Here is a 12,960-nt window from a genome sequence, read left to right as displayed (position 1 = left end):
ACTAACCGATTGTTAAGGCCAATCTGAGAATGATGGCCAAGACGACAGGGCAGAAGTCCAATCGCAGGAGGTGGATCTTGCAACAGCTGATGGCCGTTTGGCAGGCACTCGACACGCGTCGGCGCATCATCGTGGCGGGGGCGACAGCTCTCATGTTTGCGGCCGTTCTTGCGCTTTCGAGCGTAGCGTCCAGGCCGGATATGGCTTTGCTTTACGCGGGGCTCGAGGGGGCGCAGGCCGGTGAGGTTGTGGCGGCGCTAGAACAGCGTGGCGCGAAATATGAGGTGCGGGGCGATTCCATTTACGTCGAGGCGCCGATGCGCGACGAATTGCGGATGAATCTCGCCGCGGAAGGGCTGCCGGCGACCGGCGGCGCGGGCTATGAGCTCCTCGATTCGCTTTCGGGTTTCGGGACGACGTCGCAGATGTTCGATGCTGCCTATTGGCGCGCGAAGGAAGGCGAGCTCGCTCGGACCATCGTGTCGAACCCTGCTATCCGCTCTGCGCGCGTGCACATCGCGAACCCGGTCGGCAAGCCTTTTCAGAAGGATCTTCACCCCTCGGCCTCGGTAACGGTCATCACCGCGACCGGAACATTGCCGCCGAATCAGGCGAAGGCCCTGAAATATCTTGTGTCTTCAGCGGTTTCCGGGATGACCCCGGAAGATGTCTCGGTGATCGACGGCGCCGGAGGGCTGATTTCCTCGGGTGATGAGGGCACGCCTGCGCAGGCAGGAGAGGATCGCGCGGCGGAGCTCAAGCGGAATGTGGAGCGTTTGCTGGAGGCCCGCGTGGGCTATGGAAAAGCCGTTGTCGAGGTTTCGGTCGAGACGGCCACGGAGCGCGAGGCAATCACCGAGCGTCTCTTCGACCCCGAAAAACGCGTCGCGATCTCGACCGATACGGAGGAGCGCAGCAATAGCGCCGATGATACCAAGCCCGGCTCGGTGACGGTTGCCTCGAATCTGCCCGAAGGAGCGGGTGGCGCCGGCGGCAAGTCGCAAAGCAATTCCTCCGAGACGCGGGAGCGGACCAATTACGAGGTTTCCGAGACTACGCGCGAGGTCTTGCGAGCGCCGGGGGCGATCAAGCGTCTTACGGTGGCTGTTCTGGTTGACGGTGTCGAGGCAACGGATGCGAATGGGGCGACCACCTGGCAACCCCGCCCGGATGAAGAGTTGACCGCGCTGCGCGAGCTTGTCGCATCGGCCGTTGGCTTCGACGAGCAGCGCGGGGACGTGATTACCCTGCGCTCGATGGTGTTCACGCCCGCGCCCGAAGCCGGCAGCGAAGCGACGGCGAGCTTCCTCCCCTTGGCCAATCTGAACATCATGCAGTTGATTCAGGTTGCGGTCCTCGCAATCGTCGCGCTGGTCCTGGGTCTGTTCGTCATGCGTCCGATCCTCACGCAACCGGCGCGCGACGCCGTCGCCGAGCTTCCGCCGCCAGCGCGGAGCGGTGAAGAGTTCCCGGCGTTGACGGGTGAAATCGCGGAGGATGACCTGCCGATGGGCGATATGGCCGTGGTTTCCGACTTCAACCTCGGGGATCTGCAAATGCCGATGGCGATGGGCCCCGGGTTCGGAGATGACTCCGTCGATGCGGATCCGGTCGCCCGACTGAAACGCCTCATTGAAGAACGTCAGGCCGAGACCGTCGAGATTCTCCGCAGCTGGATGGAAGATCAGGAGGAGAAAGCGTGACGCAGAATCGCTTGAAACTACAGTCCTTCGAGATTGCGGAGGTGCCTTCGCCGCAGATCTCCCTTGATCCCGCTGAGTTTGAGGAGGCGCGTTTGGCCGCCTTCGAAAAAGGTTACACTGCAGGCTGGGATGATGCGATTGCCGCGCAAGACTCGGAGGCAGCGCGTTTGCGCGCTGATCTGGGTCAGAATCTGCGAGATCTGTCCTTCACCTACCATGATGTGCGGCAGCATGTCCTGAGTGCGCTGAAGCCGCTCCTCGAAGATATGGCCGCAAAAGTTCTGCCGGTCGTCGCGCGCGAAACGCTTGCGCCGATCATCGCGGAACAACTCGCTCCGCTGGCGGAGAGTTTGGCCTCGACCCCAATCACGGTTGTCAGCAATCCGCTCGCCATGCCGCAAATCCGCGAGATTCTCTCGGCGGAAACCGAATTGCCGCTGGTATTTCAAGCGGAGCCGACGCTCGGCGAGAGCCAAGTCTATCTTCGCTTCACCGAGACGGAAACCTGCATCGACCTCGATGGTGTGATCGCGCTCATTCAAGAGGCGATCGCGACCTATTTCAATACGCAATCCAAGGAGCAAGCTCATGGATGACAGCTTCAAAGCGGATGGTCACAGCGGAAACCCGTTCTCTCAGGTTCCCATCGAGATCACCATTTCCGTCGGCAAGGCCCGCCCGTTGATCCGCGACCTGCTTCGCATGAAGCAGGATGCCATTCTCCCTCTCGATCGGCGGGTCGACGACCCGGTCGAGCTTTACGTCGGCGATAAATTGATCGCGCGCGGTGAGTTGACCGAGATTGAAGGTGATAGTGGGCAGCTTGCGGTGCGGCTCACCGAGGTCGTCGATCTGCAGAACGGCCTCTGATATGCGTCTCGTCCTGATATTAACGTTAATTCTGGTGGCCAGCCCGGCGGCCGCACAGCAGATCTCCTTCGATCTCGCGGGGTCTGAAAGCCTCGCCGGCCGGTCGATGTTGCTGATTGCCGCGATCACGCTTCTCAGCATCGCGCCAGGCCTCGCGATCATGGTGACCTGTTTCCCGTTTATCGTAACGGTCTTGTCGCTCTTGCGCCAAGCCATGGTGGAAACGGCGGTGCAAAATTAGGCCACGGTAGCGGCGGGATCGTCTCGCTGCGGGCGGAGTAAAATCCTGCCACTTTTCCCTTCTTGCGGCAGCAGGGAGGGTGGGGAGATTTATACCGTGGAACTTTACAAGAAGGTTCGCTTGGCGTGTGCCGAGGGCATGAGCGCGCGGGCGGCGGCGAAGCATTTCAACATTTCGCGCGGGACGGTTGAGAAGATGTTGGCCTTCTCGGTGCCGCCTGGCTACCGGCGGGACAAGCCGATCAGGCGGCCGAAGCTGGACGGGTTCACCGAGTTCATTGACGCCTGGCTTGAAGCCGACAAGGCGGTGCATCGCAAGCAGCGTCATACGGCCAAGCGGATATGGGAACGGCTTCAGGCCGAGCATGGCTTCACCGGCGGCTATACGATCGTCAAGGATTACGTGCGTGAGCGTGAGCGGCGGACACGGGAGATGTTCGTGCCACTGGCCCATCCGCCGGGCCATGCTCAGGCCGATTTTGGCGAAGCGGTCGTCGTCATCGCCGGTGTCGAGCAGAAGGCGCATTTCTTTGTCATCGACCTGCCGCACAGCGATGCCTATTTCGTCCGGGCCTATCCGGCGGCGACGGCGGAGGCCTGGATAGACGGGCATGTCCGCGCCTTTGCCTTCTTCGGCGGGGTGCCGCAGTCGGTGCTCTACGATAACGACCGCTGCCTGGTCTCGAAGATCCAGCCAGATGGCACGCGCATCCGCGCCACGCTGTTCAGCGGCTTGCAGTCGCATTACCTGTTTCGGGATCGCTATGGTCGGCCCGGGAAGGGGAACGACAAGGGCGCTGTCGAGGGGATGGTCGGCTACGCCCGCCGCAACCACATGGTGCCGATCCCCCACTTTGCCAGTTGGGACGCCTTCAACGCCGACCTTGAAGGGCAGTGCTGCGCACGCCTCACGCGCATTCTTCGGGGTCACAAGGAGACGATCGGCGAGAGGCTGCAGCGCGATCTGGCGGCGATGCGCCCATTGCCTACTGCCCCGTTCGACGCCTGCGACCAAGCGAGCGGCAGGGTCAGCTCGCAGTCGCTCGTGCGCTATGACACCAACGATTACTCGGTCCCGGTCGCCTATGGCCATCAGGATGTCTGGATCCGCGGCTATGTCGATGAGGTCGTGATCGGCTGTCGCGGGGAGGTGATCGCCCGACACCCGCGCTGTTACGATCGCGAGGACATGATCTTCGACCCGGTTCACTACCTCCCGCTGATCGAGCGCAAGATCAATGCCTTGGACCAGGCTGCGCCTCTGGCGGAATGGGACCTGCCCGAAGAGTTCCAGACTTTGCGCCGCCTGATGGAGGCGCGCATGCTCAAGATGGGGCGCCGCGAGTATGTGCAGGTGCTGCGGCTGCTTGAGACCTTTGGCATGGATGACCTGCATGCCGCCGTGAAGAAGGCCCTGAAGCTGGGCGCGGTCGGCTTTGACGCCGTGAAGCACCTCGTGCTTTGCCAGGTCGAGAAGCGCCCCCCAAGGCTTGATCTCGATGTCTACCCCTACCTGCCGCGGGCGAACGTCGAGACGACGCGTGCGGCCAGCTACATGGCCTTGATGTCGGAGGCGGCGGAATGAGCGAGGCTCCGAAGATCCTGCTTGCCCACCATCTGAAGACGCTGAAGCTGCCCACCTTCCTGCGGGAACACGAGAAGGTTGCGCGCCAATGCGCCGCCGAAGGGTTGGACCATGTCCAATTCCTGTCGCGCCTCGTTGAACTGGAACTCATTGACCGCGAGCGGCGGATGGTCGAGCGCCGCATCAAGGCTGCGAAGTTCCCGGCCACCAAAAGCCTCGACAGCTTCGACTTCAAGGCGATCCCGAAGCTGAACAAGATGCAGGTGCTGGAACTGGCGCGCTGCGAATGGATCGAACGGCGTGAGAACGTGATCGCCCTTGGCCCCAGCGGAACCGGCAAGACCCACATTGCCTTGGGCCTCGGGTTGGCGGCCTGCCAGAAGGGCATGTCTGTCAGCTTCACCACCGCCGCCGCGCTGGTCAACGAGCTGATGGAGGCGCGAGACGAACGTCGGCTGCTGCGCGTCCAGAAGCAGATGGCTGCCGTCAAGCTGCTGATCATCGACGAGCTCGGGTTCGTGCCCCTGTCAAAGACCGGCGCCGAGCTGCTTTTTGAGATGATCTCCCAGCGCTACGAGCGCGGTGCCACGCTGATCACCAGCAATCTGCCCTTCGATGAATGGACCGAGACCTTCGGCACCGAGCGGCTGACCGGCGCGCTCCTCGACCGGTTGACCCACCACGTCAACATCCTCGAGATGAACGGCGAAAGCTATCGCCTCGCGCAAAGTCGCGCGCGCAAGACCGGCGACAACACCTGATCCAAAGTATCAGACTTGGACCTGACGGTCCAAGGCGGCCAGTCACCCGCAAGCTATATGGAGAGCGCGGCTGACTGGCCGCCGCCCATCAGCCGCGTCTCGCGCAAACCCAAAGTGGCCCAATTTTGCGCCGCCCCGTGGCCCAATTTTACTCCGCCGTTGACACATGGGGTTGCAGCAATCACCACCCAATATGCTGATCATCAGTCTCGCGCTTTTCCTGACTTGGTTCATCATGGAGCCGGTCTTCATGCAGAGCTGGACGACAGGGATCGAGCCGTTGGTTAACGGCCAGCTCGAGCTCGCACCGGCCTTCGACCTTGCCATGGCACCCTTCCGGGGCTTCATGGCAAACCGCGTCGACACCGATACCTTCGCGACGTTTTCCGCCCTGCGCGACGGAGTGCCGTTCGTCGGCGAACTGAAAGACGCCCCGCTCTCGACGCTCGTTCCGTCTTTCATGCTGTCGGAGATCACGCGCGCTTTCGAAATCGGGTTCCTAGTCTATCTCCCGTTCCTGATCATAGATCTTGTGGTCTCGGCCATTCTGATGTCGATGGGTATGATGATGGTGCCCCCGGCGGTGGTCGCCATGCCCTTCAAACTCGCCTTTTTCGTCGTAGCGAATGGCTGGGTTCTGATCTCTGATGCCCTGGTCAGAAGTTACCTCTAGAGACGGGTTCACGGGGCAAGCCGTCTCATTCGGCGGCCTTTGGCTGGCTGAACCGATTGATCAGATTGGCGAGCTCCGGCCTGCAGGAGCCACAGGAGGTTCCCGCGCCGAGCGCCTCCCCCAAGGCCGCAACCGTTAACGCGTGGCCACTCTTGATCGCGCGGCGAATTTGGTTCAGCCCGACGTTCAGGCAGGCGCAGATCGTCGGGCCCGGATCTGGCGCATCCGCCCCCGGCCGCCCGGCGAGCACTATCGGCGCATTCTCTCCCCCCACCTTGTTGACGATATGGCTGCGCGCCAGGGAAATCGGCTCCGGCCCGACAAAAATTGCGGCCAGCAGGCGCCCCGCATCATGGAATGCGATCCGAGCCGTCCCGCGGGCGGCGTCGATCACGGTCGCAACCTCGGCATCGGGCAGGGAAAAAAGCGCGCGCGCCTCTTCCACCCAATCCTCCGGCGCCGCGTCTCCGGCCAGCTCCATGCGCCATCCGGTCGCGGAGCGCACTTTGGTCCAATAGCGTGACTTCGGAAATGGTTCGGTCGCCCCGGCGACCGCAAAGGCATGCCAGCGCGCTTGGAATGGGGTGATCGAAACCGCCGTTGCCTTGCTTTCCGGCTGCCCGGAAACCGGATCCGTCACCGCGCTCACAACCGCATCGATACGCGCGGCCGAGGCGGTTTCGCCGGTCCAGTGCATCGGCGCGAAAACCTCGCCCGGGCGCACCGCATCCGAAAGATAGACCCGCAGCAGGGCTTCACCATCTGCGCTGGCTACCCGCGCGATGCCCGCCGCCTCGAGCCCGACCCTGGCGGCATCGTCCGGATGGATCTCGAGATAGGGCTCCCCGAGATGTTGATTGAGGCGGGCCGATTTTGCGGTGCGCGTCATCGTGTGCCACTGGTCGCGCGTCCGGCCGGTGTTGAGACGAAACGGAAATTCCGCCGAAATCCGAGAGACCGGGGCGCGCGGCGTCACGGCGATCATGCGCGCTTTGCCATCGGGCGTATAGAACTGGCCATCCGCAAAAAATCGCCCGCCCTTGCGCCCGGGCCCCTGTGGCCAGACGAAGGGTTCAAGCGCGGCATAATCCGGCAGGGATATTTCTGAATATTCGGAAATATCGAAATCAACGCCTAGCCGACCGCCCACCCCGCTCAACGCCGCGTATTCGGCAAAAACCTCGGCCGGTGAGGTCCAACAGAACTCCCCACGCCAACCCATCCGCTGCCCGACCTCGGCCAGAATGCGCCAATCATGCCGAGCCCCCCCGGGCGCCGGCAGCACGCGCCGCTGCCGCGAGATCCGCCGCTCGGAATTTGTCACGGTGCCATCCTTCTCGCCCCAGGCCGTCGCCGGCAGGAGAACATGCGCGAGCGCGGCGGTATCGGTGCGCGCCGTGACATCGCTCACCACGACGAAATCGCACCCCCGCAGCGCCGCGCGCACCGCATCGGCATCGGGCATCGAGACGACCGGGTTGGTGTGGATGATCCAGATCGCCCTGATCTTGCCGTTGCCCACCGCGCGGAACATGTCCACGGCCTTCAGCCCCGCCGCCTCGGGCATCGCGGGCGCGCGCCAGAAATCCTGCACCGCGGCGCGATGGGTCGGGTTTTCGAGATCCATGTGGCAGGCGAGCATGTTCGCCAGCCCGCCAACCTCACGCCCGCCCATCGCGTTGGGCTGGCCGGTGATCGAAAACGGGCCCATCCCGGGCTGCCCGATCCGCCCCGTCGCGAGATGACAATTCAAGATCGCGTTCACCTTGTCGGTGCCCGAGGAGCTCTGGTTGATCCCCTGGCTATAGACCGTCACGACCTTCTCGGTGCCGATCCAGAGGTCGCAAAACCGCGCCAACTCCGCGTTCGAGACCCCGCTCATCGCCGGGTCCGAGGCCTCGGCCGCCGCGAGCGCCGCGTCAAAGCCGGTCACATGGGCGAGATACGCGCGGTCGACCGCGCCGCGCCGGGCGATTTCGGCCAGAAGCGCGTTGAAGATCGCGGCATCGCCCCCCGAGGCCACTGCAAGATGCAGATCGGCGATGTCGCAGGTGGCCGTGCGCCGCGGGTCGATCACCACAACGCGCATCTCGGGGCGCGCGGCTTTCGCGGCGACGAGGCGTTGGTAAAGCACCGGGTGGCACCAGGCGAGGTTCGAGCCGGTCAGCACCACGAGATCGGCAAGCTCAAGATCCTCATAAAGCCCCGGCACCGTATCCGTGCCGAAGGCGCGGCGATGCCCGGCCACCGAAGACGCCATGCAAAGCCTTGAATTCGTGTCGATATTCGCCGAGCCGATGAACCCCTTCATCAGCTTGTTGGCGACATAGTAATCCTCGGTCAGGAGCTGCCCCGAGACATAAAACGCCACCGAATCCGGGCCATGCTCCGCGATCGTCTCGGTAAACCGCCGCGCCACGAGCTCGAGCGCCTCGTCCCAGCCCGCCTCGCGCCCGTCGATCTGCGGCGCCAGAAGCCGGTCCTCGAGGCCCAGCGTCTCGGCCAGCGCCGTGCCTTTCGAGCACAGCCGCCCGTAATTCGCCGGATGCTCCGGGTCGCCCTTGACGACGATCTCCCCCGCGCCATCGCGCCCGATCAGAACCCCGCAGCCCACCCCGCAATAGGGGCAGGTCGAGCGCGTCATCGACGCAGGATCGGGGCGGGCGGCACGCGGGGGGCGGGTCATCAGGCGGCACTCCGGGCAGTGAGGCGGCGCGCGTCGAGCAGGATGCGGCCGTTTTCAACGCGGGCGGGATAGGTGGCCACATGGCCCTGGTCGGCGCCCTGCGCCTCGCCCGAGGACATGTCGAAGACCCACGAATGCAGCGGGCAGGTCACCGAATGGCCATGCACGATGCCTTCCGAGAGCGGCCCGCCCTTGTGCGGGCAGCGGTCGTCGAGCGCGAAGACCTGATCATCGCCGGTGCGGAACACCGCCACGCAGCCCTGCGCCGTTTTCACCACGCGCGCGCCTTGCGCCGGGATCTCCTCCAGCGCGCCAATATCCACCCAGCTCATTGTGCCGCCTCCACAAGGGTAAGATCCGCGATCGGGGCCCATTTCGCCCGCTCGGAAGGTTTCGCATGTTCCGCCCAGGGGTCGGTGCGATAGACCGACTGGGAGATCTCGAACCGCTCGGCCAGCGCGCGCCGGTTCGCGAGATCCTCGACGACCTGCGCCTTGCACCACTCGAGCCCGACCTTCGCCAGCCATTTGTAGATCCGGTGCAGGTAGCGCGCGTTCTCGCGGTAGAGCTGGGTGAAGGCGGCGATGATCTCCATCACCTCGTCCTCGGTCGCGACCGTGCACAGAAGCTCGGTCTCCTTGACCTCCATCCCCGCCGCGCCGCCGACCACGATCTGATAGCCGCTCTCGACACAGACCACGCCGATATCCTTGCAGGTCGCCTCGGCGCAGTTGCGCGGGCAGCCGGTGACCGCGAGCTTGAGCTTGTGCGGCGTCCACGAGCCCCAGAGCATCTTCTCGAGCCTGATCCCGAGGCCGGTCGAATCCTGCGTGCCAAAGCGGCAGAACTCGGTGCCGACACAGGTCTTCACCGTGCGCAGCCCCTTGGTATAGGCATGCCCCGAGACCATGCCCGCCGCGTTCAGATCCGCCCAGATCGCCGGCAGATCCTCCTTCTTCACGCCCAGAAGGTCGATCCGCTGGCCGCCGGTCATCTTCACCATCGGCACGTCGTATTTCTCCGCCGCATCGGCGATCGCGCGCAGCTCGGCGGGCGTGGTGACCCCCCCCCACATCCGCGGAACGACCGAATAGGTGCCGTCCTTCTGGATATTGGCGTGGTTGCGTTCGTTGACGAAGCGCGCCTGGCGGTCGTCCTTGTATTCGAGCGGCCAGTCGGCGAGCAGGTAGTAGTTCAGCGCCGGCCGGCACGAGGCGCAGCCATCGGGCGTTTTCCAGCCGAGCTCCTGCATCACCGCCGGCATCGATTTGAGCGCTTTCGACTTGATCAGGAGCCGCACATCCTCATGGGTGAGCTCGGTGCATTTGCACATCGGCGTCGCGCTCGGCAGGACGAAGGCATCGCCCATCGTCACCGCCATCACCTGCTCGACGAGCCCGGTGCAGCTGCCGCAGGAGGCCGAGGCCTTGGTGCTCGCCTTGATCGCGTCGAGGGTCGTCGCGCCGTTCTGGATCGCTTCGACGATCTTGCCTTTGCACACGCCGTTGCAGCCGCAAATCTCCGCCTCAGGCGGCAAGGCTGCAACGGCTGCCAGAGGGTCCGAGGAGGCGCCCCCCTGGAAGCTCGGCCCGAAAATCAGCGTGTCGCGCATCGCCGAGACATCGGTGCCGTCCTTGATCAGCCCGAAGAACCAGTTGCCATCCGCCGTATCGCCATACATCACCGCGCCGACGAGCCGATCGCCCTCGAGCACGAGGCGTTTGTAGACCCCGCGGCCGGGGTCGCGGAACACGATATCCTCGCGGCCCGGCGCCTCGGCGAAATCGCCCGCCGAGAAGAGATCGCAGCCGGTGACCTTGAGCTTCGTCGAGACCTCGCGCGCGACATAGGCCGCGGCCTCGCCCTGCAGGGTTTTCGCAAGCACTTTCGCCTGGTCATAAAGCGGCGCGACGAGGCCGAAGATCTGGCCGTTATGCTCGATACATTCGCCGAGCGCGAAGATCGAAGCATCGGAGGTGACCATCGCGTCATCGACGATGATCCCGCGGCCGCAGTCGAGCCCGGCCTCCTTGCCGAGCGTGACCCCCGGGCGGATGCCCACCGCCATCACCAGACTATCGCAGGGCAGCTCGCGCCCGTCCTTGAGCTTGAGCGCGCGGACATGGCCGTCTTCGCCCAGGATCTCCTCGGAATTGGCCTCGCAGAGCACCTCGATGCCCCGATCCTCGAGCGCTTTCTTCAGCAGATAGCCCGCCGAGGCGTCGAGCTGGCGCTCCATCAGGTGGCCCATGATATGGACCACGGTCACCTCCATGCCGCGCAGCTTGAGCCCCGCCGCCGCCTCGAGGCCGAGGAGCCCGCCGCCGATCACCACCGCGCGCCCGCCCTTGTCGGCCGCCGCGATCATCGCATTGGTATCCTCGAGGTCGCGATAGGCGACCACGCCCTTGAGCTGATGGCCCGGCATCGGGATGATGAAGGGCGTCGAGCCGGTCGCGAGGACGAGCTTGTCATAAGCCACCTCGCCCTTCTCGCCGACCACGATCTTGGCCGCGCGGTCGATCGCGACGACCTTCTCGCCAAAGCGGGTGTGCACGCCCTGCGCCGCATACCAGGCCTCGTCATGGGTGACGATGTCCTCGAAGGTCTTTTCCCCCGAGAGCACCGGCGAGAGCATGATGCGGTTGTAATTGCCGCGCGGTTCGGCGTTGAACAGCGTGACCTCATAGGCGCCGGGCGCCTCTTCGAACAGGTGCTCGAGCATCCGGCCAGAGGCCATACCGGCACCGATGACAACCAGTTTCTGGGCCATTAGGCAGCATCCTTCTTATGTGCGCCGTGTTCATATTCTTCAAGGAAATCGAGGACTTCCTGGCGGTAATGGTAATAATCGGGGTGGTCGAGCAGCGCCTTGCGGGTGCGCGGACGCGGCAGGCCGACCTCGGTGATCTTGCCGATCGTGGCGCGCGGGCCGTTGGTCATCATCACCACGCGGTCGGCGAGCAGGATCGCCTCGTCGACATCATGGGTGACGCAGATCGCGGTGACATTGGTGCGCGACCAGACCTCCATCAGCACCTCCTGCAGCTCCCAGCGGGTGAGGCTGTCGAGCATCCCGAAGGGCTCGTCGAGCAGCAGCAGTTTCGGCGAGAGCGCGAAGGCGCGGGCGATGCCGACACGCTGGCGCATGCCGTTCGACATCGAGGAGGCGGGTTTGTCCATGCTGTCGGCAAGGCCCACGCGCTCGAGGTAATATTCCACGACCTCCTGACGCTCGGCCTGGCTGGCCTTCGGGTAGACCTTGTCGACGCCGATCGCGACGTTCTCCTTGGCGGTGAGCCAGGGGAAGAGGTTGGGCGATTGGAACACCACCGCGCGCTCGGGGTCGGCGCCCTCGACATGCACGCCATCGAGCTTGATCGCACCCTTGGAGATCGAGTTGAGGCCCGCGGTCATCGTCAGAACCGTCGATTTGCCGCAGCCCGAATGCCCGATCAGCGAGATGAACTCGCCCTTTTTCACGGTCAGGTTGAAATCCTCGACCACGGTCAGCGGGCCTTTCGGCGTCGGGTAGATCTTGTAGAGCTGCGAGAATTGCAGGTAGCGGTCGTCGGCGAGGCTCTGGGCGACCGAGGCGTCGGCATAGGCCTTGGGCATCGCGTGGCGCGGCGTTACGTCGGGCAGGCGGCGGGTTTCCTCGGCCTTGCCCTGAATGCCGACATCCATCAGGTAAGTCGTGACCGCGGCGCGCAGGCGCATGAATTCCGGGTCTTCGTTCATCCCCGAGCGGTCGCGCGGGCGGGCAAGGCCCACCTCGAACATCTCGCCGAGCGTGCCATCGGGGTTTAGGCAGACGATCCGGTCGGCGAGCACCAGCGCCTCGTCCACGTCATTGGTGATCAAGATCGCGGTGCGGCGGTCGGCCTCCCAGATCTGCTCGATCTCGGTGGCGACATTGGCGCGGGTGAGCGCGTCGAGCGCCGAGAGCGGCTCGTCCATCAAGAGCACCTCGGGTTTCATCGCGAGCGCCCGGGCCACCGCGACGCGCTGGCGCATGCCGCCCGAGAGCTCGGCCGGGCGGCGCTCGACCGCGTGCGACAGGCCCACCATCTTGATCGCCTCGGCGACGATCCGGGCGCGCTCGTCTTTCGATTTCTTGCCATGCACCGCCTCGACGGCGAGGGCGATATTCCCCTCGACGGTCAGCCAGGGCATCAGCGCGTAGCTTTGGAACACGAGCCCGCGGTCGGGGCCCGGGCCGGTGACCGGCGCGCCCTTGAAGATGACCTCGCCGCGGTCGGGCCGCTCAAGCCCGGCGATCAGGTTGATCAGCGTGGTCTTGCCCGAGCCCGAGAAGCCGAGGATCACGAGGAACTCGCCTTCCCGGACCGAGAGCGAGATGTTCTTGAGAACATGGGTCGCATGCGCGCCCTCGCCGAAGCTCTTGGAGACGTTTTTCAGCTCAAGATAGGACATCTGTT

General features: G+C 64.4%; 9 protein-coding genes and 2 pseudogenes. 7 read left to right on the top strand and 4 right to left on the bottom strand.

Annotated elements, in window-relative coordinates; all coding sequences use genetic code 11:
- Positions 1–32 precede the first annotated feature (32 nt).
- The 7 genes and pseudogenes from fliF to LPB142_RS00080 form a co-directional block, all read left to right on the top strand.
- The gene (gene fliF, locus LPB142_RS00110) at positions 33–1,703 is read left to right on the top strand and encodes a flagellar basal-body MS-ring/collar protein FliF (protein WP_071167062.1); all 1,671 of its coding nucleotides are present in this window, start codon (positions 33–35) and stop codon (positions 1,701–1,703) included.
- Positions 1,700–2,299, top strand: a complete 600-nt coding sequence (locus LPB142_RS00105) for a FliH/SctL family protein (RefSeq protein ID WP_083392552.1) — start codon at positions 1,700–1,702, stop codon at positions 2,297–2,299. The genes fliF and LPB142_RS00105 overlap by 4 nt, the downstream gene beginning before the upstream one ends.
- Positions 2,292–2,573 carry a FliM/FliN family flagellar motor switch protein gene (locus LPB142_RS00100; RefSeq protein WP_068765592.1) on the top strand — a complete coding sequence of 94 codons (282 nt, stop codon included), beginning with the start codon at positions 2,292–2,294 and terminating at the stop codon, positions 2,571–2,573. The genes LPB142_RS00105 and LPB142_RS00100 overlap by 8 nt, the downstream gene beginning before the upstream one ends.
- Before the next feature lies 1 nt (position 2,574).
- A pseudogene (locus LPB142_RS00095) lies at positions 2,575–2,790 on the top strand (flagellar type III secretion system pore protein FliP); the annotation flags it as partial.
- Between the two features lie 120 nt (positions 2,791–2,910).
- Positions 2,911–4,398 carry an IS21 family transposase gene (gene istA, locus LPB142_RS00090; protein WP_071165182.1) on the top strand — a complete coding sequence of 496 codons (1,488 nt, stop codon included), beginning with the start codon at positions 2,911–2,913 and terminating at the stop codon, positions 4,396–4,398.
- Complete coding sequence (gene istB, locus LPB142_RS00085) at positions 4,395–5,159, top strand: IS21-like element helper ATPase IstB (RefSeq protein ID WP_071165181.1); 765 nt, start codon at positions 4,395–4,397, stop codon at positions 5,157–5,159. The genes istA and istB overlap by 4 nt, the downstream gene beginning before the upstream one ends.
- A gap of 166 nt (positions 5,160–5,325) precedes the next feature.
- Positions 5,326–5,832 (top strand): annotated as a pseudogene (locus LPB142_RS00080) (flagellar type III secretion system pore protein FliP); the annotation flags it as partial.
- Between the two features lie 25 nt (positions 5,833–5,857).
- Here LPB142_RS00080 and LPB142_RS00075 read toward each other — a convergent pair.
- The 4 genes from LPB142_RS00075 to LPB142_RS00060 are packed head-to-tail and all read right to left on the bottom strand — an operon-like array spanning position 5,858 to position 12,955.
- A complete protein-coding gene (locus tag LPB142_RS00075; RefSeq protein WP_232230931.1) occupies positions 5,858–8,518 on the bottom strand; it encodes a nitrate reductase in 2,661 nt (886 codons plus the stop codon).
- Complete coding sequence (gene nirD, locus LPB142_RS00070; RefSeq protein ID WP_071165178.1) at positions 8,518–8,850, bottom strand: nitrite reductase small subunit NirD; 333 nt, start codon at positions 8,848–8,850, stop codon at positions 8,518–8,520. Before nirD ends, LPB142_RS00075 begins: the two co-directional genes overlap by 1 nt.
- A complete protein-coding gene (gene nirB, locus LPB142_RS00065) occupies positions 8,847–11,291 on the bottom strand; it encodes a nitrite reductase large subunit NirB (protein WP_071165177.1) in 2,445 nt (814 codons plus the stop codon). Before nirB ends, nirD begins: the two co-directional genes overlap by 4 nt.
- Positions 11,291–12,955: an ABC transporter ATP-binding protein gene (locus LPB142_RS00060; RefSeq protein ID WP_071165176.1), complete on the bottom strand. Its 1,665-nt coding sequence runs from the start codon at positions 12,953–12,955 to the stop codon at positions 11,291–11,293. The genes nirB and LPB142_RS00060 overlap by 1 nt, the downstream gene beginning before the upstream one ends.
- Positions 12,956–12,960 lie beyond the last annotated feature (5 nt).

Source organism: Rhodobacter xanthinilyticus (assembly GCF_001856665.1).
Taxonomy (GTDB): domain Bacteria; phylum Pseudomonadota; class Alphaproteobacteria; order Rhodobacterales; family Rhodobacteraceae; genus Rhodobacter; species Rhodobacter xanthinilyticus.
This window is presented reverse-complemented; position numbering and strand designations above follow the sequence as displayed.